Source organism: Azospirillum endophyticum (assembly GCF_016595245.1).
In the GTDB taxonomy this organism is placed as follows: Bacteria; Pseudomonadota; Alphaproteobacteria; order Azospirillales; family Azospirillaceae; genus Azospirillum; species Azospirillum endophyticum.
This window is the reverse complement of the sequence record NZ_JAENHM010000064.1, coordinates 81,158-106,277: the sequence shown is the minus strand read 5'-3', so window position 1 is coordinate 106,277 and position 25,120 is coordinate 81,158. Positions and strand designations below refer to the sequence as shown.

26 protein-coding genes are annotated in these 25,120 nt (G+C 69.8%); 4 read left to right on the top strand and 22 right to left on the bottom strand.

From position 1 onward, the window contains the following. Window positions 1–609 precede the first annotated feature (609 nt). A complete protein-coding gene (locus tag JHL17_RS24585; RefSeq protein WP_282189361.1) occupies window positions 610–1,038 on the top strand; it encodes a TauD/TfdA family dioxygenase in 429 nt (142 codons plus the stop codon). 131 nt (window positions 1,039–1,169) lie between these two features. Next, window positions 1,170–2,180, top strand: coding sequence for a C-terminal binding protein (locus JHL17_RS24580; RefSeq protein WP_200197225.1), 1,011 nt, complete (start codon window positions 1,170–1,172; stop codon window positions 2,178–2,180). 13 nt (window positions 2,181–2,193) lie between these two features. Here JHL17_RS24580 and JHL17_RS24575 read toward each other — a convergent pair whose 3' ends face one another. From JHL17_RS24575 to JHL17_RS24555, 5 genes are read right to left on the bottom strand one after another with little or no spacing between them, the layout of a single operon-like run. Next, on the bottom strand, window positions 2,194–3,258 hold the full coding sequence (locus JHL17_RS24575; RefSeq protein WP_200197224.1) for a malate/lactate/ureidoglycolate dehydrogenase: 1,065 nt from the start codon (window positions 3,256–3,258) through the stop codon (window positions 2,194–2,196). Further along, the gene (locus JHL17_RS24570; RefSeq protein WP_211113546.1) at window positions 3,255–4,523 is read right to left on the bottom strand and encodes a threonine synthase; all 1,269 of its coding nucleotides are present in this window, start codon (window positions 4,521–4,523) and stop codon (window positions 3,255–3,257) included. The genes JHL17_RS24575 and JHL17_RS24570 overlap by 4 nt, the downstream gene beginning before the upstream one ends. Before the next feature lies 1 nt (window position 4,524). Beyond that, window positions 4,525–5,436: an ABC transporter permease gene (locus JHL17_RS24565; RefSeq protein WP_200197223.1), complete on the bottom strand. Its 912-nt coding sequence runs from the start codon at window positions 5,434–5,436 to the stop codon at window positions 4,525–4,527. Then, window positions 5,433–6,269: an ABC transporter ATP-binding protein gene (locus JHL17_RS24560; RefSeq protein WP_247893791.1), complete on the bottom strand. Its 837-nt coding sequence runs from the start codon at window positions 6,267–6,269 to the stop codon at window positions 5,433–5,435. Before JHL17_RS24560 ends, JHL17_RS24565 begins: the two co-directional genes overlap by 4 nt. 4 nt (window positions 6,270–6,273) lie before the next feature. Next, entirely contained in the window at window positions 6,274–7,305 is a 1,032-nt protein-coding gene (locus JHL17_RS24555) for an ABC transporter substrate-binding protein (RefSeq protein WP_200197220.1), read from the bottom strand. A gap of 259 nt (window positions 7,306–7,564) precedes the next feature. On the opposite strand from JHL17_RS24555, the gene JHL17_RS24550 reads away from it, so the two are divergent. Together JHL17_RS24550 and JHL17_RS24545 are read left to right on the top strand one after the other, a co-directional pair. Next, window positions 7,565–7,837 (top strand): AbrB/MazE/SpoVT family DNA-binding domain-containing protein, encoded by a 273-nt coding sequence (locus JHL17_RS24550; protein WP_200197218.1) that lies wholly within the window; start codon window positions 7,565–7,567, stop codon window positions 7,835–7,837. Continuing rightward, complete coding sequence (locus tag JHL17_RS24545; protein ID WP_200197216.1) at window positions 7,824–8,210, top strand: type II toxin-antitoxin system VapC family toxin; 387 nt, start codon at window positions 7,824–7,826, stop codon at window positions 8,208–8,210. The genes JHL17_RS24550 and JHL17_RS24545 overlap by 14 nt, the downstream gene beginning before the upstream one ends. 78 nt (window positions 8,211–8,288) lie before the next feature. Here JHL17_RS24545 and JHL17_RS24540 read toward each other — a convergent pair whose 3' ends face one another. The 17 genes from JHL17_RS24540 to JHL17_RS24460 form a co-directional block, all read right to left on the bottom strand. Beyond that, complete coding sequence (locus JHL17_RS24540; RefSeq protein ID WP_200197215.1) at window positions 8,289–9,500, bottom strand: acyl-CoA dehydrogenase family protein; 1,212 nt, start codon at window positions 9,498–9,500, stop codon at window positions 8,289–8,291. A 30-nt stretch (window positions 9,501–9,530) separates the two neighbouring features. Then, window positions 9,531–10,547, bottom strand: a complete 1,017-nt coding sequence (locus JHL17_RS24535; RefSeq protein WP_200197214.1) for an ABC transporter substrate-binding protein — start codon at window positions 10,545–10,547, stop codon at window positions 9,531–9,533. Window positions 10,548–10,583: 36 nt separating this feature from the next. Next, on the bottom strand, window positions 10,584–11,369 hold the full coding sequence (locus JHL17_RS24530; protein ID WP_200197213.1) for a class II aldolase/adducin family protein: 786 nt from the start codon (window positions 11,367–11,369) through the stop codon (window positions 10,584–10,586). Between the two features lie 28 nt (window positions 11,370–11,397). Next, window positions 11,398–12,357, bottom strand: coding sequence for an NAD(P)-dependent oxidoreductase (locus tag JHL17_RS37255; protein ID WP_200197212.1), 960 nt, complete (start codon window positions 12,355–12,357; stop codon window positions 11,398–11,400). Between the two features lie 7 nt (window positions 12,358–12,364). Next, window positions 12,365–13,519 (bottom strand): LLM class flavin-dependent oxidoreductase, encoded by a 1,155-nt coding sequence (locus JHL17_RS24520; protein WP_200197211.1) that lies wholly within the window; start codon window positions 13,517–13,519, stop codon window positions 12,365–12,367. A 59-nt stretch (window positions 13,520–13,578) separates the two neighbouring features. After that, window positions 13,579–14,601 carry an ABC transporter substrate-binding protein gene (locus JHL17_RS24515; RefSeq protein WP_200197210.1) on the bottom strand — a complete coding sequence of 341 codons (1,023 nt, stop codon included), beginning with the start codon at window positions 14,599–14,601 and terminating at the stop codon, window positions 13,579–13,581. A 30-nt stretch (window positions 14,602–14,631) separates the two neighbouring features. Next, on the bottom strand, window positions 14,632–15,465 hold the full coding sequence (locus JHL17_RS24510; protein WP_200197208.1) for an ABC transporter ATP-binding protein: 834 nt from the start codon (window positions 15,463–15,465) through the stop codon (window positions 14,632–14,634). 6 nt (window positions 15,466–15,471) lie between these two features. Next, window positions 15,472–16,284: an ABC transporter permease subunit gene (locus JHL17_RS24505; protein WP_200197207.1), complete on the bottom strand. Its 813-nt coding sequence runs from the start codon at window positions 16,282–16,284 to the stop codon at window positions 15,472–15,474. Window positions 16,285–16,412: 128 nt separating this feature from the next. Beyond that, a complete protein-coding gene (locus JHL17_RS24500; RefSeq protein ID WP_200197205.1) occupies window positions 16,413–17,318 on the bottom strand; it encodes a LysR substrate-binding domain-containing protein in 906 nt (301 codons plus the stop codon). Between the two features lie 17 nt (window positions 17,319–17,335). Then, the gene (locus JHL17_RS24495; RefSeq protein WP_200197203.1) at window positions 17,336–18,334 is read right to left on the bottom strand and encodes an ABC transporter substrate-binding protein; all 999 of its coding nucleotides are present in this window, start codon (window positions 18,332–18,334) and stop codon (window positions 17,336–17,338) included. Between the two features lie 9 nt (window positions 18,335–18,343). After that, the gene (locus tag JHL17_RS24490) at window positions 18,344–19,222 is read right to left on the bottom strand and encodes a TauD/TfdA dioxygenase family protein (protein ID WP_200197202.1); all 879 of its coding nucleotides are present in this window, start codon (window positions 19,220–19,222) and stop codon (window positions 18,344–18,346) included. Window positions 19,223–19,231: 9 nt separating this feature from the next. Then, window positions 19,232–20,266, bottom strand: a complete 1,035-nt coding sequence (locus tag JHL17_RS24485) for an ABC transporter substrate-binding protein (RefSeq protein WP_247893790.1) — start codon at window positions 20,264–20,266, stop codon at window positions 19,232–19,234. 35 nt (window positions 20,267–20,301) lie between these two features. After that, the gene (locus tag JHL17_RS24480; protein ID WP_200197200.1) at window positions 20,302–21,918 is read right to left on the bottom strand and encodes a rhodanese-like domain-containing protein; all 1,617 of its coding nucleotides are present in this window, start codon (window positions 21,916–21,918) and stop codon (window positions 20,302–20,304) included. Window positions 21,919–21,933: 15 nt separating this feature from the next. Further along, window positions 21,934–22,572 (bottom strand): cysteine dioxygenase family protein, encoded by a 639-nt coding sequence (locus tag JHL17_RS24475; RefSeq protein ID WP_200197199.1) that lies wholly within the window; start codon window positions 22,570–22,572, stop codon window positions 21,934–21,936. Between the two features lie 12 nt (window positions 22,573–22,584). Further along, a complete protein-coding gene (locus JHL17_RS24470; RefSeq protein ID WP_200197198.1) occupies window positions 22,585–23,367 on the bottom strand; it encodes an ABC transporter ATP-binding protein in 783 nt (260 codons plus the stop codon). Next, window positions 23,361–24,413, bottom strand: coding sequence for an ABC transporter permease (locus JHL17_RS24465; protein ID WP_200197197.1), 1,053 nt, complete (start codon window positions 24,411–24,413; stop codon window positions 23,361–23,363). Before JHL17_RS24465 ends, JHL17_RS24470 begins: the two co-directional genes overlap by 7 nt. A gap of 49 nt (window positions 24,414–24,462) precedes the next feature. Beyond that, a complete protein-coding gene (locus JHL17_RS24460; RefSeq protein WP_200197196.1) occupies window positions 24,463–25,095 on the bottom strand; it encodes a malonic semialdehyde reductase in 633 nt (210 codons plus the stop codon). Window positions 25,096–25,120: the final 25 nt, after the last annotated feature.

Genomic DNA, 25,120 nt, shown 5'->3' with positions numbered 1-25,120 from the left:
CGTTCGGCAAAGGCCAAATCCCGCCCCCGCAACCAAATCAGCAAAAAGCCCGCCTCCGTAAGGAGTGCGGGCTTTTTGTTGTTTTTCCGGCTCTTTGCGGTTGGCGACTCTTTCTCCGCGAAAAGACGGCTTTGCAGGAGCGGATGCGGTGGAATGCCTCGAAAGCTGTAGCGTTGTCAGTGTTGGCGTGATTCCCTTGGCTTGAGGGCTGCGGGGGGTAGCCCCCTCGCTCGGCGTCGAGCGCAAGACGGTACACCGCTGGCCGTGCGCGGGTCATGCCCTGACATGGCGGCGTGCCGACCGAGGCACCAGCATTCTCAATCCATAGCATAGTTATCTGGAGAAGCGCTGGCACAAAGGGTCCAGCCCGCCTGACGAGCTTGGCGGCATGGTGCCAGTGTGCGACGCCGGCTCCGATGCCGCCAGAATGCCCGATCATCCGCCACTTCGGCGTCACCGATCCGTATCTCCCGGCGGCTGCATGCAAAGCCGTGGTGAAGGTGGCCTACCCGGGTCGAGCGGCCAAATGCCTTCGCCCACGATGCTGGCGGAGCTTCCAAGTCATCCGTCGGAAGACACAATCCGGGGCGCAGTCCGCGTGACCCCGGCCTGTCCGAGCCGACCCGCCGGCTGCTGGAGCCGCTGAAGCCCCGGCACGATTTCACCCGCTCCTTTCCGGAATGGCGCCACGGCGGAGACCCGGCAACCCGTGCCCGCTGGAGGACGGCGTGCAAGAAGCACCCGCCGGTGGTCCATCCCGTCATCCGAACCCATCCCGTCGGCGGCACCAAGGCCCTGTTCGTGAACGAGAGCTTCATCGCGCGCATCGTCGGGCTGAGCGATCGCGAGAGCGCCTCGATCCTGGAGTTCCTGTACGACCACATCGGCCGCCAGGAATTCACGGTCCGCTGGCGCTGGAAGGCCGATGATCTGGTGGCGTGGGACAACCGGTCGACCCAGCATTACGCGGTGAACGACTATTCGCCGCACCGGCGCATCATGCACCGCGCCACCGTGCAGGGCCACCGGCCTTACTGAGGCCCGCGGGTCCGCCCACGGCCGCGCGATGGGTGGACCCGATCGGTGCGGATCTGCTTAACTCGCGGAAGCCCGGAGCCTTGCGGGCCAACTGTGCGTTTATCGTCCATGCAGCGACAGGAGCCTTGAGGATGCGGCAGCAGCGAGCGGAACGGTTCGTGGTCGGAATCACCGACCACATGATCCCGCCCCCCGATCTGGAAGCCGCCGTGCTGGATGGAATCGCCGAGGTCGATTTCCTCGATTGCCGGTGCGAGGAGGATCTCGATCCGGAGCGTCTCGCCCGCCTGGATGCCCTGCTGGTGTGGAGCACCCGCATCGGCGAGGCGACGGTCGATCGGTTGAAGCGCTGCCGGATCGTGGTGCGGTTCGGTGTCGGCTATGACCGCGTCGACGTGGCGGCGCTGGAGGCGGCCGGAATTCCCTTCAGCAACAATCCCGATTACGGGACGGAGGAGGTCGCCGACCACGCGGTCGCCATGGTCCTGTCGCTGCAGCGGCGCCTGTGGGAGCATGACGGCCGTGCCCGCGGCTATACCACGGCGTGGCAGGCCAATACCTTGACGCCGTTGCACCGGTCCAGCGCCGCGACGGTGGGCGTGGTCGGTGTCGGGCGGATCGGCACCGCCGTGGTGAACCGGCTGAAGGGCTTCGGTTACCGCATCCTGGGCTATGACCCGTTCCAGCCGGCCGGGCACGAGAAGGCGGTCGGGTATCGTCGCGTCCGCCGGCTGGAGGAACTGTTGGCGGAGTCCGACATCGTCACCTTCCACTGCCCGCTGAACGGCGAGACGCGCGGCCTGCTGAACGAAGCGACGCTGGTGGCGATGAAGCCGGGCGCCATTCTGGTCAACACCGCACGCGGAGAGCTGTTCGCCGGGCTGGACCCGGTGGAGGCGGCCCTGCGCAGCGGCCGGTTGGCCGCCGTCGGCACCGACGTGCTGCCCATCGAGCCGCCGGCCCCCCATCCGCTGCTCGACGCTTGGCGGGCGCGGGAGGACTGGCTGGCCGGGCGGCTGGTGGTGACGCCGCACAACGCCTTCCATTCCGATCAGGCGGCCGTCGAGATGCGGCGCAACGCGGCGGAGACGGCGCGGCTGTTCCTTGAGGACGGTGTGCTGCGGAACAGGATCACCGCCTGACCGGAGGCAACTCTCATCCCTCAAGCAACGCCGGCACGTCCAGCCCCAGCCCGCCGCCGATGCGGTGCAGCGCCGCCACCGTGTCGGGGTCGAGCGCGATGCCGCGGTCCATGGCGGCTATGCGGTGCAGGGCCTCCGGCTCGCCGGGGATGCTGACGCCGCTGCCGCCGGGAATGGGCGGCGTGTCGGCGACATGGTCGAGGACGGCGTCGGTCAGGGTCTGCCATTCCGGGCCGGCGACCCGGTTGGGGTCGATGACGAAGGCCAGCGCATTGTTGACCACCCGGCCCGGCCGCAGGTTTTCCGGCAGGGCGGGCAGGCCGCCGGCCAGGGCGCCCGCCAGGATCTCGCAGGCCAGAGCCAGCCCGTAGCCCTTATGACCGCCGAAGGGCAGGATGGCGCCGGTGGGGTCGGTGAACATCACGCCGGGATCTCGGGTCGGCCGGCCTTCCGGATCCAGCAGCAGGCCGTCCTCCACCTCCTTGCCCAGCGAGGCTTTGATGCGGCATTTGTTGGCGGCGATGGCGCTGGTGGCGAAATCGAGCAGGAAGGGCGCATAGCCCGGCGTGCCGGGCACGGCGATGCAGACCGGGTTGGTGCCCAGCCGGGGCCGCCCGCCGCCATGGGGCGCCGCCAGCGGCCGGCTGACCACATTGACGAAGTAGAGGCCGATCAACCCGGCGGCGATGCACTGCTCGCCATAGGACCCGACGCGGCCGATATGGTGGGCGTTGCGCAATGCCAGGATGCAAGCGCCGCCGGCCTTGGCGCGCTCGATGGCGAGGTCGGTGGCTTCCTTCGCGATCACCTGCCCATAGCCGACGTCGCCGTCCACCACCAGGAAGGGCGCCTCGTCGCGGACGATGCGGGCATGGCGGTCGGGCTGGAGATGGCCCAGTTCCAGGCTGCGGGCATAGACGGCGATCTGGCAGACGCCGTGGCTGGCATGGCCGCGGGCGTCGGCCTCCACCAGATTGGCGGCGACGGTGGCAGCCTCCTCCGCCGAGCTGCCGCTGCGGCGCAGGATGGCATCGAGCGTGGCGACCAGCCGGTCGGGACGGTAGCGGGTTCCGCTCATGCGAAGGCCGCATAGTCGATGGGTTTCATCCGGTCGAGCGTGCGGTGCACCGGAGGCAACGGGTATTTCAGGCCGGTGGCGCAGTTGAACAGCACCGCCCGTTCGTCCTTGCCGACCCGGCCGTCGGCCAGCGCCTGTTTGTAGGCGGCGTAGGTCGCGGCGCCCTCGGGGCAGAGCAGGAACCCCTCTTCCCGCGCCACTTCGTTCAAGGCGGACTGGATGGCGTCGTCGGGCACGGCGATGGCGAAGCCGCCGCTCTCGCGCACGGCGCGCAGGATCAGGAAATCGCCGACCGCCTGCGGCACGCGGATGCCGGACGCGATGGTGTGGGCGTCCTGCCAGCGCGGGGCATGCTCCTCCCCCTGTTCCCAGGCGCGGACCATCGGGGCGCAGCCGGCGGCCTGCACCGCCACCATGCGCGGTCGCCGGGAGCCGATGAAGCCGATGGCTTCCAGCTCGTCGAAGGCCTTCCACATGCCGATCAGCCCGGTGCCGCCGCCGGTGGGATAGAAGATGACGTCCGGCACCTCCCAGCCCAGCTGTTCGGCAAGCTCCAGACCCATGGTCTTCTTGCCCTCGATCCGGTAGGGCTCCTTCAGGGTGGAGACGTCGAACCAGCCGGCCTCGGCCTTGCCTTCGCCGACGATTCGGCCGCAATCGTCGATCAGGCCGTTGACCCGGTAGACGGTGGCGCCCTGCAGCTCGATCTCCGACACGTTCACCTCCGGCGTGTCGGCCGGGCAGAAGATGGTGGTGCGGATGCCGGCACGGGTGGCGTAGGCGGCCAGCGCCGCCCCGGCATTGCCGTTGGTCGGCATCGCCATGTGGGTGATGCCGAAGGATTTCGCCATCGACACCGCCATCACCAGACCGCGCGCCTTGAAGGAGCCGGTGGGCAGCCGCCCCTCGTCCTTCACCAGCAGTTCCGCCGCGCCCAGCTGCTTCGCCAGCCGGGGCAGCGGCACCAGCGGAGTCACCGCCTCGCCCAGGCTGACGATGTCCTCGACCTTGCGGACGGGCAGAAGCTCGCGGTAGCGCCACAGATCCTGCGGGCGTTCGGACAGCGCGCTCTTGCTCAGCGCCTGCTTCACGCCGTTCAGGTCGTAGTGCACCAGCAGCGGCTTGCCGGCGCGCGACAGGTTGTGGACGGTGTCGGCCTCGTACCGTTCGCCGGTGTAGGCGCATTCCAGATGGGTGACGAAGGTCGGGCGCTCGACCGTCAGGTTGGAATCGAAGCGCACCGGATTGATGTCTTGGAAAGCCATGTCAGCGGACCATGCCCCATTTGCGGACCGTGTGGATCTCGATCCAGCGGAAGACGACATTCTCGACCAGCAGGCCGATCAGGATGACGGTGACGAGGCCGGCGAAGACCTTGTCGATGTAGAGTTCGTTGCGGTTCTGGAAGATGAACCAGCCGAGCCCGCCCTTGCCGGACGACACGCCGAACACCAGCTCCGCCGCGATCAGCGTGCGCCAGGCGAAAGCCCAGCCGACCTTCAGCCCGGTCAGGATCGCCGGGAAGGCGGCGGGGATCAGCAGCGTGACGACGTAGCGCAGGTTGCCCAGCCCGTAGTTCCGCCCGGCCATCCGCAGCGTTTCCGATACCGAGGTGAAGCCGGCATGGGTGTTCAGCGCCAGTGGCCACAGCACGGCATGGACCAGCACGAAGATCAGGCTGACCTCGCCCAGCCCGAACCACAGCATGGCGATCGGCAGCAAGGCGATGGCCGGCAGCGGGTTGAACATCGAGGTCAGGGTCGATAGCAGGTCGTTGCCGATGCGGGTGGAGACGGCGACCGTGGTCAGCAGCACGGCCAGCACCACCGCCACCGCATATCCCTTCAGCAGCACCGACAGCGAGGTCCAGGCCATCGACAGCAGATTGTCGCGCCGGATGCCGTCCCACAGGGCCGCCACGGTGTCGGTGAAGGTCGGGAACATCAGCGGGTTGTTCTGCCAGACCGCCGCCGCCTGCCACAGCGCCGCGACCGCGGCCAGGACCAGCAGCCGGCGCAGCGCGGTGACGTTGCTCAGGCGCTCCCACGGGGACAGCGGGCGGGCGACGTCGCCGATCGGGCCGGTCGCGGTGACGGTGCGCTCATACTCCGGGCGCTGCGGCGGCTCGCGCCTGCCGGCGGACGGAAGGCGGCGCGGGGAGAAGGACAGGTCGGTCATGCGTTCGGTCCTTTTCCGCTGCCTTCGACATCCTCGGCGAACAGCATGGTGTGGATGCGGTTGGCCAGCGCCTGGAACTCCGCACCGCCGACGGCGCCATGGTCGTAGCCGTCGCAGTTGACCTCCGCCTTCACCTGTCCCGGATGGGGCGACAGCACCAGGATGCGCGAGCCGACGACCAGCGCCTCCTCGATGGAGTGGGTGACGAACAGCACGGTGAAGCGCAGGTCGTCCCACAGCTGCAGCAGCTCCTCCTGCATCTTGCGCCGGGTCAGCGCGTCGAGCGCGGCGAAGGGCTCGTCCATCAGCAGGATGTCGGGTTCCATCGCCATGGCGCGGGCGATGGCGACGCGCTGCTTCATGCCGCCGGACAGCATGTGCGGGTGGACGTCGGCGAACTTGGTCAGGTTCACCCGCGCGATGCAGTCGAGCGCCTTTTCCTCCGCCTCGCGCCGCTTCGCCTTGCCGCTGGCGAGCAGCGGGAACATGACGTTCTGCTTGACCGTCTTCCAGGGCGGGAGCTGGTCGAACTCCTGGAAGACCATCATGCGGTCGGGGCCGGGCTTGGTCACGCTGCGGCCGTTCAGGCGGATCGCCCCTTCGACCGGCTGGAGGAAGCCGCCGACCGCCTTCAGCAGGGAGGATTTGCCGCAGCCCGACGGTCCCAGCAGGACGTAGCGCTCGGCCTGGAACACCTGGAAATCGACGCGGTAGGTCGCGGTGACGAGGTGCCGGCGCGTCTTGTATTGCAGGGTGACGCCGGAGACGTCGAGCAGCGGGCGTTCGGACAGGCCGTCGCCGTCGATGCTCTGCGGGTAGGTCAGCGCGTTCATCGCCTCAGCTCCCGGCGCCGTCATGCAGGTCGTCGAAGAAATAATCCTTCCAGGAGGCCGGCTTGTTCTTGATGGCGCCGACCTTGTGCATGAAGTCGGCGAAGGCCTCCGTCCGGTTGGGCGTGACGGTGAATCGGATGTCGGGATCGTTCAGCAGGCGCAGGATGTAGGCCTTATCCAGGCTGCCCTTGTTCTGGGCCAGATAGGCGTCCGCCGCGCCGTCATGGTTGGCGTTGATGTAGTCCATCGCCTCCCGGAGCGCGTCGAGGAAGGCCCGGTAGGTCTTCGGGTTTTCGTCGCGGAAGGACTGCTTGCTCCAGATCAGGTTGAAGCTGTGCGGACCGCCGAGCACGTCGTAGGAGCTGACGACCTTGTGGATCTTCGGGTCGTCGAGCTGCTGGTACTGGAAGGGCGGGCTGGAGAGATGGGCGGTGATGCCGCCGCTGCCCGACAGCAGGGCGGCGGTGGCGTCCGGATGCGGCATCGACACCGTCAGCTTGTCGAGTGCGTCGTATTTGCCGGCGCCCAGTTCCTTCTCGGCCGCCATTTGCAGGATGCGGGCCTGGACGCCGACCTTCACCGCCGGCAGCGCGATCTTGTCGGAGTCGGTGAAGTCCTTCAGCGATTTGACCTTGGGGTTGGCGGTGGTCAGGAACAGCGGCATGTCGTTGAGCGACGCGATTGCCTTGACGTTGGCGTTGCCCTTGGTGCGGTCCCAGATGGTCAGCAGCGGTCCGACCCCGGCGGAACCCAGATCGATGCTGCCGGACAGCAGCGCATCGTTCATCGCCGCGCCGCCGGACAGCTGGACCCAGTCGACGGCGATGTCGAGGCCCAGCGCCTTGCCATGCTTCTCGATCAACTGGTTGTGGCGCAGCACATGCAGCGGCAGGTAGCCGAGGCCATATTGCTCGGCGATGCGGATCCGCCCCTCGGCAGCCGCCGGCGCCGCGATGGCCGACGTCATCAGCAATCCCATCGCCGACGCGGCGATGGCCGCGAAGGCGCGGCGGCTGGGGCGTCCTGGCTGGCGCATGGTGGTGCTCCCCTCATCTCGATAAATCTACTAGATTTAAGGGGAACATGATTCTGTATGAGCGTCAACACTGTAGAATATGCGCGGCGTTCAAATTTATTTAACGCAAATTCATGTGTTTTATGCCCGGCGGTGACCGGCGGGTTTGCGGGGTGATGAAGGCGTCAGTCGGGAGGCGAGGAGGGTAAAGTGTCAGGAGCCTTGGCGGATGCCGGGACGGACATTATCTTACGTCTGTCTTACCGAATGGAGCCATTCCATGTCCGCTGCGAAGCAGACGACAACCGTGATCTCGACCAAAGGGCAGGTCATCCTGCCCAAGGCCATTCGCCAGCAGCGGCAATGGACCGCCGGTACGCGCCTGGTTGTGGAAAACACCGCAGAGGGCGTCCTGCTGCGTCCGGCGCCGATGTTTTCGGAAACCCGGCCCGAGGAGGTCTTCGCCATGCTGGCCTATAAGGGGGAAGCGAAGTCGTTGGAGGAGATGGAAGCCGGCATCTTGGCCGAGGCGAGGCGGCATGCGGGCGATTGACACCAATGTTCTGGCTCGTTACCTGACCGGCGACGATCCCGAACAATCCGCCCGCGCCCGTGCCGTTATCGACGGACGGGAGGTGTTCGTTCCCACCACCGTGTTCCTGGAAAGTGAATGGGTGCTGCGCGGCGTCTACGGCTTCTCACGGACGGACGTGTGCCGGGCCTTACGGGCTTTCGCCGGATTGCCGGGTGTTTCGGTCGAGAACCCGCCGGTGCTGGCGGAAGCTCTCGATCGGGCGGAGGCGGGGATGGATTTTGCGGATGCCCTGCATCTGGGCGCTGCGGGCCATTGCGAGGCGATGCTGACCTTCGACCGTAAATTCATCAAGGCGGGAGCGAAAGCTTCGCTCAAGGTCGAGGAGCCGTAATCTCTCCCCCGGCCATTGCGTGCTCCCCCGCAACCAGACCAACAAGAAGCCCGCCGGAAAGACGACACCCGCATGCCGCTATGCATGCCGCGACAGAGCGGCGCGCCCGGCACCGGTCAGGATCATATCGTTCTGCGGAGCGTGGACGCGGGCGCACAGCACGTCGCGGTGATGGCGTTCCAGCGGGTTGTCGCGCGACAGGCCGGGGTTGCCGGTGATCTCCAGCGCCCGCGCCACCGCATCGATGGCATTGTTGGTCACCGTGTATTTCACCAGCAGGCTGTCGCTGGAGGAGGGCGGCGACCCGCGGTCGACCGCCGCCGACAGGGAGCGCAGGAGGATGCGGTTGGTCAGCAGCAGCGCCTCGATCCCGCCCAGCGCCTCCTGAAGGCGCGGCACGGTGGCGAGCGACGCGCCATTCAGCCCCGTCGGCTTGCGGGCGTGCAGGAAGCCGGCCAGCCAGTCGCGGGCCGAGCGGGCGATGCCGTCATAGACGCCGCTGAACAGGGTGGACATCCAGGCGGTGGCGACCGCGTCGGGCGCCGCCCAGCCGGCGGGCGGGCGCAGCTCGCCGGCATGGTCGTCGGGGACGAAGACGTCGCGGAACACCACCTCGTGGCTGCCGCTGGCGCGCATGCCGATGTGGTTCCAGGTCTCTCGCACCTCGATCCCCTGTTCCGCCAATCCGGCGCCGCGCGGGACCACCCAGGTGCCGACCAACGGCTCCTCATCGTCGGTGCGTGCCCAGACGCCGAGCCAGGACAGCGCCGGAATGCCGGTGGAGTAGATCTTGGTGCCGGAGAGGCGCCAGCCGCCCGGCACCTTGCGCGCCACCGTCGCCGGCAGGCCGCCGCGGTGGGGCGTGCCCAGTTCCGGCTCGACCCGCAGAATGTTGATCAGGGCGCCATCGGTCGCGGCGGAGCGGGCGATGCGGTCGCGCAAGGCTTCCGGCCAGGCGGACCCGCGCCAGAGCTGGTTGTGGATGACATATTGCAGCACCAGAACCAGCGCGGTGGACGGCTCGCCCCGCGCGATCCCGTTCACCGCCGCCAGAGCATCGCCCAGTCCGCCGCCCTTGCCGCCGGCCGATTTCGGGGTGACCAGCGCCGGAAGCCCCGCCGCCGCCAACCGGTCGAAATTCTCGAAGGGGAAGCTGGCGGCGGCGTCATGCTCGGTGGCGCGCAGCGCGAACTCCGCCGACAGCGCGGCGATGAGCGACGGATCGACCGCCGGGGCGGGGCCGGTCTCGCCGAAGGAGGCGGCGGGAAAGGGCAGGTCGTCGAAGGGCATGGCGAGGCGGCTCCGCTGCAAAGGGAAGGATCAGGCGAGGTCGACCGTGATGCGCCCGGCGAAGCGCTGGCTGTCGGTGGAGCGCTTGATGACCGACACGCTCTTCAGCTCGTCGGTGTAGAGGGCAAGCTGCTGGCGCAGCTCGTCGCCGATGGGGGTGACGTTGTGGGCGTGGCTGCGCAGCATCGCCTCCAGCTCCTCGACCGGGAATTTGGGGGCGAAGGGGGCGTAGGCCGCGGCGGCGGCGCGCAGGTCGGCATAGGCGGCGTGCTGCGCCTCGATCAGCGCGGTGGTCAGCGCCTTGGCCGCCGGGCGGTTGTCGCGCAGCAGGCTGCCGCGCACGCCGACGAGGCAGCAGGTGCGGGTGGCGAACTCGCCGCAGACGTTGTTGGTGATCTCCACCATCTGCGTGTTCTTGGTCTGGCTCCACACCAGCGGGTCGCCGTCGGCGATGGCGTGGATTTCGCCCTTCTCCACCGCCAGTCCCAGCAGATCGGCGGGGAACTGGCGCCATTCGACGTCCTTGTTGGGGTCGAGGCCGAACTTGGTCAGCACTACGGAGAAGAAGTTCTTCGACGGGCTGGCCATGTCGCTGACGCCGATGACCTTGCCCGGCAGGTCCAGCACGGTCTTCACCCCCGCCGCCTTCGCCCCGAACAGCCGCATGCAACCGCCATGCAGGCCGGCGGAGATCTTCACGTCGAAGCCCTGCTCCAGCGGCTTCAGCCAGCGCAGGGCCATGCCGACGCCGGCATCGGCCTTGCCGGTGGCGATGGCCTCCAGCAGCTGGTCGGTGGAGCCGGTGAAGTTGACCAGCTCCACCTCCAGCCCGTGCTTCTTGAACAGGTCGAGCTGGAAGGCCAGCGGCACGGCGGAGAAGCAGACCGCGCCGGCATTCCAGGACAGGCGCAGCGGCTCCGCCGCCACAGCGCGTCGGCGCAGGACGAAGGGGGCGGCGAGGGCGACGGCGCCGGCGGCGATCAGGCTGCGGCGGGCCAGGGGGCGGGCCAGGGGGCGGGAGCGGGAAGGAGCCGAATTCGCGGTCATCGTTTTTGCTTTCGCGAAGGATGGGAAGGGACAGGGTCAGTCGAGCAGGTCGGGTTCGGCCGCGACGATCCATTCCCACAGCGGGTGGAAGTTGTAGGCGCCGCCCTGGTGGGTGCCGACCTGGGAGCGGGTCAGCAGCGCGGTCTCATGGTCGATGGGCTGGGGCCGGCCGGCGGCCTCGGCCAGCAGCTGGGTGTGGGCGGCGTTGTCGGCGCTGATGAACCACCAGGCCGCCGCCTCCACCGTCGGGCCGACGGTCAGCAGGCCGTGGTTCTTCAGGATCGCCAGCTTCCTGTCGCCCAGCGCCTCCACCAGACGCTTGCCCTCCCCCTCGGTCAGGACGACGCCGGAATAGGGGTCGAAGATCACCTGATCCTCGTAGAAGGCGGCGGCATCCTGGCTCAGCGGGGCGAGCGGCTGGCCGAGCGCCGACCATGCCTTGCCGTAGGTCGAATGGGTGTGGGCGGCGGCCACCACCTCGGGAAGCGCCCGGTGGATGGCGGAATGGATGGTGAAGCCGGCCTGGTTGATGGCGCGGTCGCCTTGCAGGATGGTGCCGTCGCCGTCGACCAGATGCAGGTCCGACACCCGGATGGTGCGGAAATGCTGGCCCAGCGGGTTGATCCAGAAGCGGTCGGGATGTTCGGGATCCCGCGCGGTGACGTGGCCGGCCAGCCCCTGGTCGAAGCCGTAGCGGCCGAACAGGCGGAAAGTGGCGGCGAGGCGCTGCTTGCGGTGCTGCCGCTCCTCCTCGGCGCTGGTGTAGCTGACCGGATCGACCGGCGGCCAGAATTTGCGCGGCCTGGGCTGGATGTGGGTCATCGGGCGGGGGGCTCCGTCGGGAAAGGGGTCAGTAGCCGGTCTGGGTGTCCACCACGTCGCGCAGCGGGTCGCCGAGCGCGTAGGCGTCGAGGTTGGCGAGGATGCGGTCGGCCAGCCGGCGGTCGAAGTCCGGGGCGGACCACGAGACGTGCGGCGTCAGGCGGATGGCGGGGTGGCGGTAGAAGGGATGGCCGGCAGGCAGCGGTTCGGGGTCGGTGACGTCCAGCGTGGCGCCGGCGATCCGTCCGGCCTCGATGGCGGCGAGGAGCGCGTCCTGATCGACCAGCGCGCCGCGGGCGACGTTGACCAGATGCAGTCCCGGCTTGGCCCGGGCCAGCAGGCCGGCCCCCACCAGCCCGCGCGTGGCGGCGGTCAGCGGCAGGGCCAGCACCAGATGGTCGCTTGCCGCCACCAGGGACTCCAGCCGGTCGAACGGCTCGATGCCCGCCTCCGGTTCGGTCCAGCCGGACCGGCGTACCGCCCCGACCGCCATTCCGAAAGCGAGCGCCCGCTCCGCCACCGCGCGGCCGATGGCGCCGAAGCCGGCCAGCCCCAGCCGCTTGCCGGACAGGCTGCCCAGCGTCTCCCGCCGCCAGTCCTCCGGCCCTTGCAGGCGGATGGCGTCCCATCGCTTCTCGAAGGTCAGGGCCGCCGTCATCACGTAATCGGCGATGGCGACCGCCGACACGCCGCGGGCGCAGGTGACCAGAGGCGCGCCGTCGAGCAGCCAGGGCGGGTAGAAGTCCATCCCGGTGGAGGCCGACTGGATCCAGCGCAAGTCCTTGCCCCAGCCGGAGGGAGGGGCGGCGGGCGCCGCCTCCCAGCCGATCAGCGGGCGGGTCAGCAGGACCTCGACCCCGGCCGGAACCTCCCAGGGGGCGCGGCCGGCCTCATGCGCCAGCACCGTGGGCCGGGAGGGGTGGGCGGCGACGCGCTCCCCCACCGCGGGACCGAGCTGGTTGAGGATGACCGGGGAGCGGCCCGTCACGATGCCGTCACTCCGCCGCGACGGCCTGGGCGCGCTGGCGGTCCGCCACCAGCTGGTGGACGCGGGGCAGCAGGTCGCGGCCATAGGCGATGGCGTCGGGCAGCGGGTCGAAGCCGCGGATCAGGAAGGTGGTGACGCCGAGGTCGTAGTAATCGAGCAGCGCGTCGGCGACCTGATCCGGCGTGCCGACCAGCGAGGTGGAGTTGCCCTTCGCCCCGGTCAGGGCGGCGATGGCGGTCCACAGGCGCTTGTCGTGGCGGTGGCCCTTGTCGGCGATGGCGAGCAGGCGGCGGGCGCCCTCGTTGTTCGGCAGGTCGCCGCGGGTGAAGCCGGTCTTCTCCAGCAGCGCCTTGGCCTTCTCGTAGATGCTCTCGGCCTTGGCCCAGGCGGCGTCCTCGGTCTCGGCCAGGATCGGACGCAGCGACAAGCTGAAGGCCGGCTGCGGACGGCCCGCCTTGGCGACGGCAGCGCGCACGCGGGCCAGCAGCTCGCGCACCTGATCATGGGTCTCGCCCCACACCGCATAGGTGTCGGCATGGCGCCCGGCCACCTCGACCGCCGCCGCGGAGGCGCCGGCGATCCATACCGGGATGCCCGACGGGTCGTAGGGCTTCACCTGCGAGAAGGCCTTCTCGACCTGATAGAAGCGGCCCTGATAGTCGAAGGGCTTGTCGCTGGTCCATTCGGCGCGGACGATGTCGAGGAATTCGGAGGTGCGGGCGTAGCGGTCGTCCTTGTCCTCCACAATGTTGCCGTCGCGGGCAAGCTCGCTGCGCTCGGCGCCGGTGATGACGTTGATGGCGACGCGGCCGCGGCTCAGCTGGTCGAGGGTGGCGAGCTGGCGGGCCAGGATGGTCGGCGCCTGGAAGCCGGGACGGTGGGCGATCAGCACGCCCAGCCGGTCGGTGACACCGGTGATGTGCTGGCTGACCTGCAGGCTGTCCGGCGCGTCGGCATGGAAGGCCTGGAGCACGGAGTCGAAGCCGCCGAGTTCATGGGCCTTGGCGACCGTCTCGATATAGTCGCGGTCCACCACCGGACCCTGGCGCGGGATGATCTCCGACGCGTTGTGGTTGCCGACGAAGCCGACGAAGCGGAGCGGGTGGGCGGAGGAGGCCTGGGTGGCGGCAGTCTGGGTGGCGGCGGTCTGGGCGGCGGTCATGGCGGTGTTCCCCTTTTATGCGTGGCGGAATTCGGGAAAGGGATGTCGTGGTCTGCCGGTCAGCTGAGCGGACGCGACAGGATTTCGGTGAAGCGGCGGTCGAAGGCCGGGGCGATGTCGATGCGCTTGGGCAGCACGCCCAGCTGGTGGAAGGTGTCGGCGACGTTCTGGGCCGAGGCGACGTCGGCGTCGGTGATCGGCGCCAGATCGCGCTGGCGCGAGTTCTTGCGCAGGATTTCCAGGTCGGTTTCGACCGGCACGCCGATGGCGGCGGAATGGACCTCCGCCCAGCGTTCCAGGTTGGCGGCGCGCCAGGCGAAGGCGCGGCGCAGCCGCAGGAAATAGTCGCCGATGGCGGCGGACTTGCCGGGATCGGCCAGCGCGTCGGGCGAGGCGAGATACAGGTAGTTGCCCGACAGGTAGCCGTTGGAGGTGACGAGGACCCGCGCGCCCTTCTTGATGGCGAAGGGCACCGAATAGCCGTAGATCGCCCAGGCATCGAGCGCGCCCTGCTCGAAGGCGGCCTGTCCTTCCGACGGGGTCAGGCTGACCGGCTGGATGTCGGTGAAGCGCAGGCCGGCCTCGCCCAGCATCTTGGCAAGGTAGTATTGCGTGGTGGTGGCGCGGACATAGCCGACGCGCTTGCCCTTCAGGTCGGCGACCGATTGGATCGGGCTGCCCGGCGGCACCAGCACCACCTGCCAGTTCACGTCGTCCTTGACGATTGCGACGATGGACAGGCGGGCGCCGGCGGCGATGCCGAAGGCGGGCGGGATCTCGCTGCTCGATCCGACGTCGATGGAACCGGCGTTGATCGCCTCGACGATCAGGTTGCCCGACGCGAACTCGGCGAACTGCGACCGGTAGGCGGACTGCGCGTTGCCCGACGCCTCCAGCGACAGGCCGTCCAGCGCCTTGTAGTCGGCGATGCGCAGGACGGTTTCGGTGGTGGGGCCGGAAGCGGCCCGTGCCAGGGAAGGAAGGCCGCCGAGCGTCAGGGCGCCGCAGGTTCCGGCGGCACCGCGCAACAGGCTACGGCGTCCGAAGGAGGCGGAGGGGAGGCGGATGGTGTGGGTCGTCATGGCGGGCGAGGTCCGTCGGCGGTCTTGTTTTCAAAGGCTGGGTGCGGCGGCGGCACCGGCGGGCAGGCCGTAGCCGCCGGGCGTCGGGCCGGCCGCCCTGGCTTCGGCGCGTTGGGGTTCCCGTGCGGCCAGATGCTCCTCGTCGACGCCCAGCTCGGTCAGCAGGCGGGAGCGCAGCGCGATGAAGCCGGGATCGCCGTGGCGGCGCGGTCGGGCGAGCGGGATCGGGATGTCGGCGGCGATCCTGCCGTTCGCCATCACCACGGCGCGGTCGGCCAGCAGCAGCGCCTCGTCCACGTCGTGGGTCACCAGCAGGACGGCGGGGGCATGGGCGCGCCACAGCGTCTCCACCAGCCCCTGCATGCGCATCCGGGTCAGCGCGTCCAGCGCGGCAAAGGGCTCGTCGAGCAGCAGCAGGCGCGGTTCGCGGACCAGGGCGCGGGCCAGCGCCGCCCGCTGCGCCTCGCCGCCCGACAGGGTCAGCGGCCAGGCCTTGGCGCGGTGGGACAGCCCGACCTCCGCCAGGGCCGCGAGGCCGCGGGCTTCGGCATCGGGACGGCGCAGGCCCAGCGTGACGTTGCGCAGGACCCGCATCCAGGGCACCAGCCGCGGCTCCTGGAACACCACGGCGCGCTCGTCCGGCAACTGCACGGTGCCCTCCGGGGCCGGGTCCAGCTTCGCCAGCGTGCGCAGCAACGTGGACTTGCCGCAGCCGGAGCGGCCGAGCAGGGCGGTGAAGGACCCCGGCTGGAGGTCGAGCGACAGGCCGTCCAGCACATTGCCGTTGCCGAAATTGCGGACGAGGCCGCGGACGCTGACGACTGGCTTCGAGTTTGCCGGGATCCGGGAAGGGGCGTGGCTCATCGAGGGTCACTCCTTGATGAAGGCCGGGCGCCAGACCAGCGCCCTGCGTTCGATGAGGCGGACGATCAAGTCGGCGAGCAGGCCGAGGATGGCGTAGACGATCAGCGCGACGATGATCACGTCGGTGCGCAGGAACTCCCGCGCCGTCATCGCCAGATAGCCGATGCCGCTGGAGGCGTTGATCTGTTCCCCCACCACCAGGCTGAGCCAGGCGACGCCGAGCGCATAGCGCAGGCCGGTCAGGAAGGCGGGCAGGGCGCCCGGCAGGATGACCTGGGCGATCAGCTCCCACCGGGTCAGCCCGAGGGTGGAGACCGCCTCCACCACCTTGGCGTCGACGGTGCGGATGCCGGCGAACAGGTTCAGGTAGATCGGGAAGGCGGTGCCGAGCGCCACCAGGGCGATCTTCGGCGTCTCGCCGATGCCGAACCACAGGATGAACAGCGGCACCAGCGCCAGATGGGGCAGGGTGCGCAGCATCTGAAGCAGGGCGTCCAGCGCATCCTCCCCCCGCCGCGACAGGCCGGCGATCAGGGCGCAGACGGTGCCGGCCGACACGCCGATGGCAAGCCCGGCGCTGACCCGGCCGAGCGAGACCAGCAGGTGGACCGCCAGCTCGCCGCTGACCGTCAGGTCCCAGAAGGCGGTCAGGATCTGGCTGGGTGAGGGGATGGAGCGGGTGGAGATCCAGCCGAACCCGACGCTGGCCTGCCACAGCACCAGTAGAGCCAGCGGCACGGCGCAGCGGCGCAGACCCGCCGGAAGAGTCCATGCGCGGGATCGGCGTCCCGGCGTTTGGGTTGCGGCGGCTGCCGTCATGGTTCCTCCCGAGGCCGTTCGATTGCGGTGGCTACGGGAGAAAGCGTATCTCTATTGTGTGAATAGGAAAAACAAAAAACACAAACTACACTGTTGAGAAAAACTTAAGTAACGTAAATTTACTGTTATTATTGCGCTCCGGCGTCGCGCAGGACCGCGGCCAGCGACTCGGCCAGGATCCCGTGCAGCCGGTCGACCGCCGGGTTCGCCGCGGAGGGGGCGCGGTGCAGTTCCAGCGGAACCGATCCCAACTCCGGCAAGCCATACCGGGACCCGAGAATCGCCAGCGTCTCCGGCAGGCCGAGCGGGGTGCGGATCGTCACGCCCAAGCCGGCCTCCACCGCCGCCCACAGGCCGGACAGGCTGGGGCTGGTGAAGGTGATGCGCCAGGGGCGCCCACCGCCGTCCAGCCGGTCGATCCCGTGCTGGCGGAACATGCAGGGCGCGTCGAGCAGGGCCAGGGGCAAGGGGGTTTCAGGATCGGCGCGGAAGCCGCCGGGCGCCACCCAGGCCACCGGCAGATGGGCCAGCGTCGCGGTGGCGGACGCCGGTGCGGCCGGGTTGCCGCCGATCTCGCCGAAGGCCAGGGCGAGGTCGAGCGACCCCTGCGCCACCCGCTCGCGCAGTTCGCGTCCACGGCCGACCTGCGCTTCGACATGGATGCGCGGGTGGGCGCGGTGGAAGGAGCCGAGCACGGCAGGCAGCCAGCGTTCCGCCAGATCCTGGGGGAAGCCGACCCGCACGGTGCCGTCCATCGCCCGGCCCCGCGCGGCCGACAGCGCCTCGTCGTTGAGCGCGACGATGCGGTGGGCATAGCCCAGCAGCAGGTCGCCGGCATCGGTCAGCGCCACCGTGCGGCCGGCCTTGCGGAACAGCGGCTGGCCGACCTGCTCCTCCAGCTTCTTCATCTGCAGGCTGATCGCCGATTGGGTGCGGCCGAGCCGTTCGGCGGCGCGGGCGAAACCGCCATGCTCCATGGCGATCACCAAGGCCCGCAGCACGTCCATGTCGAGGTTGGTGGGAAGCAGCGCCATCTCGCGGTCCGGCGCCGTCAGGCCGGCAGCGCGCTGTTGAAGCCGGGATCGAAGATCGTCGCCGCGTCCAGCCGTTTCGGGATGATGCCGAACTCGCGCCAGACATCGGAAGTGGCCTGCTGGTCGGCGATGACCGAGGCGTCGAGGGCGACCGGCCGCGCCCGCTCGACGCCGAAGGTGTGGCGGGCGATGGTGGGATCGACGCCGACCGCCTTGGCCCAGATGTCGGCATAGGCGGTGCTGTTCTCCAGCGCCCACAGCCGGGCGGCGGCGGTGCGGCGGATCAGGTCGGCCAGCGCCTCGCGCTTGGTGGATATCGCCTCCAGCGTGGCCGACTGGTAGGACAGGCCGCTCATCAGCCCGGTGCCGGTGACGACGGCGCGAGCGCCGTCCACCAGCAGCGCCTGCGACACGTAGATGCCCCAGGTCGACCACGCGTCGATGGACCCGGCGGCCAGCGCCGACTTGGCGTCCGACGGCAGCAGGAAGGCGATCTTCACCTCGTCGGGCTTCAGGCCGTTCGCCTTCAGCGCGGCCAGGACGAGGTAATGGCCGATGGAGCCGCGCCCGGTGCCGATCGTCTTGCCCTTCAGGTCGGCGACGCTGCGGATGGCCGAGGCGCCGGGTACCAGGATGGTGGTGCTCTGCGGGTTGGAGCGCACGGCGCCGATGATCTTCGCCGCGGTGCCGGCAGCCAGCGCGAAGGTGGTCGGCGCGTCGCCGGCATAGCCGACCTCGATGGCGCCGGCGTTCAGCGCCTCCAGCAGCGGGGCGGCGGCCGGGAACTGGCTCCATTCGATGCGGTAGGGCAGGTCGGCCAGAAGCCCGGCGGCCTCCACCACCGACTGCACGCCGCCCTTCTGGTCGCCGACCTTCAGCACGGTGCCGGCGGGAATGGCTGCATTCGCCGGCCGCAGGGGCGAGAGTGTCAGCCCGGCGGCGAGCGCGCCGACGCCAAGGCCGAGGGCATGGCGGCGGGTGAGGGAGGTCGAAACGGGATGCTGTGACAGGGTCATGAGGACCTCCTAAGCGGCGGCGTTTTGCGGAGTGCGGGCCGGCACGGCGATCTGGGTGCGGTGCATGCGGCGGCGCTGATCGTCGGGAAAGGGGTCGCGGCGGTGCATGGTCCAGCGGTTGTCCCACATCACCAGATCGCCGACCCGCCAGCGGTGGTGCCAGGCAAGCTCCGGCCGCACCGCCGCCGCCCAGATTTCATCCAGCAGCACCTCGCTCTCCGCCACCGACAGGCCGGGGATGTGGGCGTGGGGACGGCGGCCCAGCAGCAGCGCCCTGGCTCCGGTCGTCGGATGGGCGATGACCAGCGGATGCACCGTGCCGGGCGAGCTGGCGACATCGGCCGGCGGGGCGAAGCCCTGGCGCAGGTAGCCGCCGCTGTTGGTGGTGCTGTCATGCTTGATCGACAGCCCTTCCACCCGCCGTTTCAGCGGTTCGGGCAGGGCGTCGTAGGCGGCGAACATGCTGAGGAAGCCGGTGTCGCCACCCTCGGCAGGCACCTCCAGCGCATAGAGGCTGCTGGCGTAGGGCGGCGTCTCCAGATAGGTCATGTCGGCGTGCCACACCGACTCCCCCGCCCCGAGAGCGCCGATGGGCCGGCCATTCTCCGTGACGTTGGAGATGACGTAGACCTCCTCGTAGCCCGGCGCGTGCAGCCGGCCGTTCTCGGTGATCGGCGCCTTGTCGAGCGGGCCGAACTGGCCGGAGACGCGGACGAGGTCGGCGTCCGACAGGGTCTGGTCGCGGAAGACCAGCACCAGATGGCGGTCGAGCGCTTCGACCAGCGCCGACGCCGTGGCGGGGCCGAGCGGCCGGGACAGGTCGAGGCCGCGGATCTCGGCGCCCAGCGTGGGCGAGACCGGATGGATGGTGAAATCGGTGTCGGGCATGGCGGGACCTCAGCTTCCGGCGCGGTCGTGGATGTCGGCGAAGAACAGGTCGCGCCAGTCGGCCGGGCGGTTGCGGATGGAGCCGATGCGCGCCATGAAGTCGGTGAAGGTGCCGATGCCGCGCGGGGCGAGGTCGTAGGAGACCTCGGGATGTGCGATCATCGCCGCCACCTCCTCGACGCCCAGCTTGGAATTCTCGATGCGGATGTAGGCGCGCGCGGCTTCCCGGGGGTCGGCCTTGATCAGTGCGACCGATTCCTCCAACGCCGCCAGCACCGCCTTGGTCAGCTTCGGGTTGGCGTCGTGGAAGGCGGCGGACGTCCACAGCGCGCTGAAGGAGGCCGGGCCGCCCAGCACGTCGTAGCTGCTCAGCACCTTGTGGATCTTCGGATCGCGCAGCTGCTGGTCCTGGAAGGGCGGGCTGGTGAAATGGGCGGTGATCTCCGTCCGGCCGGACAGCAGGGCGGCGGTGCCGTCGGGGTGGGCCAGCGAGACGGTCTGCTGGTCCAGCTTCGCATGCTGGCCGGGGCCGAAGGTCTGCTCCGCCGCGATCTGCAGCACGATGGCCTGATAGGAGGCGCGGACCGACGGCACGACGATGCGGTCCTTGTCGGTGAAGTCCTTCAGGCTCTTCACCTCGGGCCGGTTGGTGTTGAGGTAGGCCGGCTGGGCGTTCAGCGCCGCCAGCCCGCGCAGGTTGGCGTTCCCCTTGGTCTTATCCCAGGCGATGATGAAGGCGGGCACGCCGGCCGCGCCGAAATCGGCGTTGCCGGACAAGGTCGCCTCGGTGATCGTGGTCGGGTTGCCGAGCGGGGTGTAGCTGGCCTTCATCTCCCCCAGCCCGGCGGCGCGGGCCTGCTTCTCCACCAGCCCCTTGTCCTGCATGACGTAGAGCGGCAGGTAGCCGAGGCCGAGGTTGCGGGCGAAGCGGACCTCCGTCGCCTCCGCCCGCGCCGGGGCCGGCATCAGGCCGGGAATCCCGGCAGCCAGCAGCAGCGCCGCCCCCAGGAGGGTTCGGCGCGGGACGGGAAAGGGCGCGGTCATGGGGGAGTTCATTGGGCGGATCTCAACCGAAGCCATCAGATGACGTGGAAATTGTGGGCGCCGTCGCGCTTGAGCTGGTCGACCAGTTCGAGTTCCCAGTCGATGTAGCCCTGCATGGCGGCGGCGCTGTTGTCGGTGCCCTCGTAGGGGCGCTTGTAGACGTCGTCTGGTTCGCCTCCCAGCCGGTCGAGGTCGGTGCTGAGCGGCAGTCCAGCCGCCACCCAACCCTTGGTGCCGCCCTCCAGCAGCAGCGGGCGCTGGCTGGCCGGGAAGTCGGCGACGGCGTAGCGGGTCAGCGTGCCGTCGCCGCAGGTCAGCACCGGCCGCACCCCCTGGGGCAGGCGGGCGATGGTCTCGGCCAGCCGGGCGCGGGTGGAGAAATACGCGCCCGGAATATGGCCGGCGCGGTAGCGCGGACTGCGGGTGATGTCGATCACCGCCGCCTCGCCATTCTCCAGCAGGGCCAGCAGGTCACGCGGCGCGATGGTCTCCGCCCCCACCTCCGGCTCCGGCGGCAGGCGGCGGCGGTCGGGGCCGCTCTCGCTGCCCAGGGCCGAGACGTCGCCCTCCAGCACATGCACCTCCCAGCCGAGCTGGGACAACCAGGAGGCGGTCATGTCGGCGCGCGGACCGCCGCAGCCGGCCGGGTCGTCGGCCAGCACGATGCGGGCGCCGCGCACCGCCACATGCTCGTCGGTCGCCTGGACCAGCTGGCCGCCGGCGGCATGGCGGAAGCCCGGCAGGTGGCCGGCCTCGTATTCCTCCGGCGTGCGCACGTCGAACAGGTGCAGCGTGCGCCGCTCGTCACTGCGGAAGCGGTCGAGCGCCGCCGCGTCGATCCGGCCGACGCCGGCCCGGTCAGCCACCGCGCGGGCAGCTTGCCGGCCTTCGGCGTCACCGTCGGCCGAAACCTCCGGGAAGCGCCGCTCGCCGCCGCTGTCCAGCGTCAGCCCGGCCAGCGTCCAGCCGATGGTGCCGTTGCGCAGCGCCGCCACCCGGTTGGGGATGCCGGCATTGACCAGCGACTGCGTGCCGATGATCGAGCGGGTGCGGCCGGCGCAGTTGACCACCACCAGCGTGTCGGGGTCAGGGGCGATGTCGTGGACGCGCTTGACCAGTTCCGCCCCCGGCACGCTGATGCCGCCGGGGATCGACATGGTGCGGTATTCCTCGAAACGGCGGGCGTCGAGAATGACCAGATCGGCCCTGGCGTCGATCAGAGCCTTCACCTCCGCCGCCGGCAGCGAGGGGGTGTGGCGGTGGTGCTCCACCCATTCGCCGAAGGCCTTGCTCGGCACGTTCACGTCCCGGTAGACCTCGAACCCGGCGGCGATCCAGCCGGCCAGCCCGCCCTCCAGCAGCGTCACATCAGTGTAGCCCAGCGCCTGGAGCCGGCGGGCGGCCGGCTCGGCGTAGCCCTCGCCGTCGTCGTAGACGGTGATCGGCACGTCGCGCCGTGGCAGCAGGTCGTAGGCCAGCAGTTCCACCCGGCTGAGCGGCACCGACACCGCGAACAGCGGGTGGGACAGCGAATAGGGGCCTTCCTCCCGCGCGTCGAGCAGGGCGACCTCGTCGCGTTCGATCCAGGCGCGGCGGATATCGGCGGGGCGGCGGGTGGCGAGCGGTTCGGCTTCGGTGACGGCTGCGGTCATGATGACTGGCGATCCTCAGGCGGCGTGGGGGGCGGGCTGCGAAAGGTCCCACAGGTTGGGCAGGGTGCTGTTGGCGTAGCCGGATATGAAGGGCTTGGGCTGGCCGGTCAGCGGGTCGAACACCGACCGCCGGACGGCGCCGATGTTGCCGCCATAGACATGGATGCTGATGGACGGCCGGTCAGCCAGCGCATTGGAGATCGCATGGACATCGCCGATGCGGGGCGACACCGCCTCGACCGATCCGGCCTTCAGGATCTCGGGCGGAGAGGCGACGGGAGGACCGCCCTGGGGCTGGAGGTCGTAGCGTTGCGACCGCTCCGCCCCGCGCAGGATGCCGACGAGGCCCCAGACGGTGTGGTCGTGGATCGGCGTCCGCTGTCCCGGCCCCCAGACGAAGCTGACGACGGAGAAGCGCTCGTACGGGTCGCAATGCAGCAGATACTGCCGGTAATGCACTGGGTCGGGCTGGGCATAGGCGTCGGGCAGCCAGTCGTCGGTCGCGATCAGCCCGGCCAGCAGGGCGCGGCCGGCGTCCAGAATGGCGGCCTCGTCGTCGCCATGGCGTTCCACCAGCCGGGTGAGGTCGGCGATGAAGCCGCGCAGGCGAGGCAGGTTGGGGGGCAATGTTTGAGGGGAGACGCTGTCGGGCATGGTCGGGTGTCCTCACCAGGTCTCGGCAAGGCCGAGCAGTTCGAGAATGCGGTGGCGAAGGTCGGTCAGGACCGGATCGCCGCGGTGGCGGGGATAGGGGCGGTCGATGGGCAGATCGGCCTTGATGCGGGCCGGGCGTCCGCTGAACACGATCACGCGGGTCGCCATGAACAGCGCCTCTTCGATGTCGTGGGTCACCAGAAGACCGGTGAAGCCCTTGCTGCGCCACAGCTCGACCAGCTCGCTCTGCATGGCGAGGCGGGTCAGGCTGTCCAGCTTGCCCAGCGGTTCGTCGAGGATCAGCAGGCGGGGGTCGTTGACCAGGGCGCGGGCCAGGGCCGCGCGCTGGGCCATGCCGCCGGAGAGCTGGTGCGGATAGGCCTTCTCGAAGCCGGTCAGTCCGACCAGGGCCAGCGCCTTGTCGATCCGGTGCCCTTGCGAGCGCAGCAGGCCGCGCGCCTCCAGCCCTAGGGCAACGTTGTCGCGCACGGTGCGCCAGGGATAGAGCGTCGGATCCTGGAAGACGACGACGCGCGACGGGTCGGGACCGTCGATGGGGCGGCCGTCGGCCAGGATGCTGCCGCGGCTGGGCGGTTCCAGCCCGGCGACCAGCCGCAGCAGGGTGGACTTGCCGCAGCCGCTCGGTCCGAGCAGGGCGACCAGCTCGCCCGGCTCCACCCGCAGCTCCACCCCGTCCAGCACCGGCAGCGGTGCGCCGTGCAGTTCGAAGCTGTGGCTGACCGCCTGCACGTCGATGGTCATTCCGGCGGTGTCGGTGTTTTCGAGCGCTACCATTTGAGCATTCCCTTCTGCCAGGCGAGCAGGCGGTCGCGGACGCGGAACAGCAGCGTCACCAGACCGGAGCAGAGCAGCGCCATCACCAGCAGGGCCGCGTACATGTTGCCGTAGGCGGCCCAGCCCTGGGCCCATTGCAGGTACCAGCCGACGCCCGACTTCACGCCCAGCATCTCTGCCACCACCAGGACGGCGAAGGAGGCGCCGAGCCCCATGAACAGCCCGACGAAGACATGCGGCATCGCCGCCGGAACGGCGACCTTCAGCACCAGGAAGCGCTGGGAGGCGCCCAGCGTGCGGGCGATGTCGTAATAGGCGCTGTTGACCCCGGCCACCCCCGACCACGTCAGCACGGTGACCGGCACGCCGCTGGCCAGCGCGATCAGGAAGACGCTGGCGCTCCAGCTGGTGGGGAAGGCGAAGAAGGCGATGGGAAGCCAGGCGGTGGCCGGCAGCGGGCCGATCAGCCGCAGGATCGGATGGACCCAGTAGCCGACCGCGCGGGACCAGCCGATGGCGACGCCCGTCACCACACCCAGAACCGATCCGACGGCGTAGCCGGTGACCAGCAGCCTCAACGACGCGGCGAAGCAGTCGAGCAGCCGCGGCCAGTCATCGAGATAGACCTCCAGCAGCGCCTGCGGCGGGACGAAGAAGGGGCGCGGCAGCAGATTGAGCTTGGCGGTCAGGATTTCCCAGCCGGTGACGCCCAGCGCCAGGGCGATCAGCCAGGGAACGGACGCCGACAGGCTGGCAATGGCGGCTTCCAGCCGGCCGCGCGGCGCCGGACGGATCCCCGTAGTTAGCAGGGTGGCCAGCACCAGCAGCCCGGCGGCGACCACCAACAGGCTGGCGAACTCGCCGGTTCGCTCCCACTCCTGGGCATCGGCGGCGTCGGGCCACAGGGCCGTCACCCCGGAGGCGGCGAACCACAGCAGGGCGGCGGCGGAAAAACGCAGGAGGAGGTTGGACGGGAGGCCGCCGCCGATTGGCAAGGCTCCGCCGTTGGCCGCCGGCAGGGCGGCGGCCGTGTCGTTCACGCTCATGATCGATCTCCCGTTCGGCCGGGATTTGTCGGCCGCTACGGCGTTGGGCTCAAAGGATCACCACCGCCTTCGACACGTCCAGCCGCGGCGCGCGCGGGCGCGACGGCGGCCCGTCGGCATGGCCCAGCGCCACCAGGATGTTGGTGCGCAGCCGGCCGTCGGCGAAGAACTCCGCATCCACCGCTTCGGCATCGAAGCCGGACATCGGCCCGGCATCCAAACCCAGCAGCCGGGCGGCCAGGATCAGGTAACCGGCCTGAAGGGTCCCGTTGCGGAAGGCCGTGGTTTCGGCCAGCGACGGCTCGTCGACGAACATCGGCGAGGGGTCGTAATGCGGGCTCAACAGCGGCAGATGTTCGAAGAAGCGGCGGTCATAGGCGACGATGGCGATGGCGCCGGCCGTCAGCTTGGACTGGTTGCCGCGGCTCAAGGCCGGGCGCAAACGCTCCTTGGCCTCCGGGGTCGTCAGGAAGACGAAACGCGCCGGGCTGCCGTTGAAGGCGGTCGGCGCCAGCCGGACCAGCTCGTAGAGCCGATGCAGCGTCTCCACCGGCACCGGCCGGTCCGACCAGGATTGCGGGGTGCGGGCCTCGAGGAACAGGCGGTCGGCGGCCAGCGCAATGTGTTGGGGCGCGAGGTCGTCCGGCAGCCGTTCGGCGACGGGAAGATGGGTGTCCGGCATGGGAACGGTCTCCGTCATGGAATGG

Coding starts and splice junctions, on each gene's coding strand:
- JHL17_RS24480 (WP_200197200.1), bottom strand. CDS start 21,918: ATGACCGCAGCCGTCACCGAAGCCGAACCGCTCGCCACCCGCCGCCCC.
- JHL17_RS24490 (WP_200197202.1), bottom strand. CDS start 19,222: ATGCCCGACACCGATTTCACCATCCATCCGGTCTCGCCCACGCTGGGC.
- JHL17_RS24565 (WP_200197223.1), bottom strand. CDS start 5,436: ATGACCGACCTGTCCTTCTCCCCGCGCCGCCTTCCGTCCGCCGGCAGG.
- JHL17_RS24555 (WP_200197220.1), bottom strand. CDS start 7,305: ATGCGCCAGCCAGGACGCCCCAGCCGCCGCGCCTTCGCGGCCATCGCC.
- JHL17_RS24540 (WP_200197215.1), bottom strand. CDS start 9,500: ATGCCCTTCGACGACCTGCCCTTTCCCGCCGCCTCCTTCGGCGAGACC.
- JHL17_RS24530 (WP_200197213.1), bottom strand. CDS start 11,369: ATGACCCACATCCAGCCCAGGCCGCGCAAATTCTGGCCGCCGGTCGAT.
- JHL17_RS24475 (WP_200197199.1), bottom strand. CDS start 22,572: ATGCCCGACAGCGTCTCCCCTCAAACATTGCCCCCCAACCTGCCTCGC.
- JHL17_RS24460 (WP_200197196.1), bottom strand. CDS start 25,095: ATGCCGGACACCCATCTTCCCGTCGCCGAACGGCTGCCGGACGACCTC.
- JHL17_RS24500 (WP_200197205.1), bottom strand. CDS start 17,318: ATGGCGCTGCTTCCCACCAACCTCGACATGGACGTGCTGCGGGCCTTG.
- JHL17_RS24560 (WP_247893791.1), bottom strand. CDS start 6,269: ATGAACGCGCTGACCTACCCGCAGAGCATCGACGGCGACGGCCTGTCC.
- JHL17_RS24570 (WP_211113546.1), bottom strand. CDS start 4,523: ATGGCTTTCCAAGACATCAATCCGGTGCGCTTCGATTCCAACCTGACG.
- JHL17_RS24495 (WP_200197203.1), bottom strand. CDS start 18,334: ATGACCCTGTCACAGCATCCCGTTTCGACCTCCCTCACCCGCCGCCAT.
- JHL17_RS24465 (WP_200197197.1), bottom strand. CDS start 24,413: ATGAGCGTGAACGACACGGCCGCCGCCCTGCCGGCGGCCAACGGCGGA.
- JHL17_RS24575 (WP_200197224.1), bottom strand. CDS start 3,258: ATGAGCGGAACCCGCTACCGTCCCGACCGGCTGGTCGCCACGCTCGAT.
- JHL17_RS24550 (WP_200197218.1), top strand. CDS start 7,565: ATGTCCGCTGCGAAGCAGACGACAACCGTGATCTCGACCAAAGGGCAG.
- JHL17_RS24545 (WP_200197216.1), top strand. CDS start 7,824: ATGCGGGCGATTGACACCAATGTTCTGGCTCGTTACCTGACCGGCGAC.
- JHL17_RS24470 (WP_200197198.1), bottom strand. CDS start 23,367: ATGGTAGCGCTCGAAAACACCGACACCGCCGGAATGACCATCGACGTG.
- JHL17_RS24485 (WP_247893790.1), bottom strand. CDS start 20,266: ATGACCGCGCCCTTTCCCGTCCCGCGCCGAACCCTCCTGGGGGCGGCG.
- JHL17_RS24520 (WP_200197211.1), bottom strand. CDS start 13,519: ATGACCGCCGCCCAGACCGCCGCCACCCAGACTGCCGCCACCCAGGCC.
- JHL17_RS24535 (WP_200197214.1), bottom strand. CDS start 10,547: ATGACCGCGAATTCGGCTCCTTCCCGCTCCCGCCCCCTGGCCCGCCCC.
- JHL17_RS24580 (WP_200197225.1), top strand. CDS start 1,170: ATGCGGCAGCAGCGAGCGGAACGGTTCGTGGTCGGAATCACCGACCAC.
- JHL17_RS24505 (WP_200197207.1), bottom strand. CDS start 16,284: ATGACGGCAGCCGCCGCAACCCAAACGCCGGGACGCCGATCCCGCGCA.
- JHL17_RS24515 (WP_200197210.1), bottom strand. CDS start 14,601: ATGACGACCCACACCATCCGCCTCCCCTCCGCCTCCTTCGGACGCCGT.
- JHL17_RS24510 (WP_200197208.1), bottom strand. CDS start 15,465: ATGAGCCACGCCCCTTCCCGGATCCCGGCAAACTCGAAGCCAGTCGTC.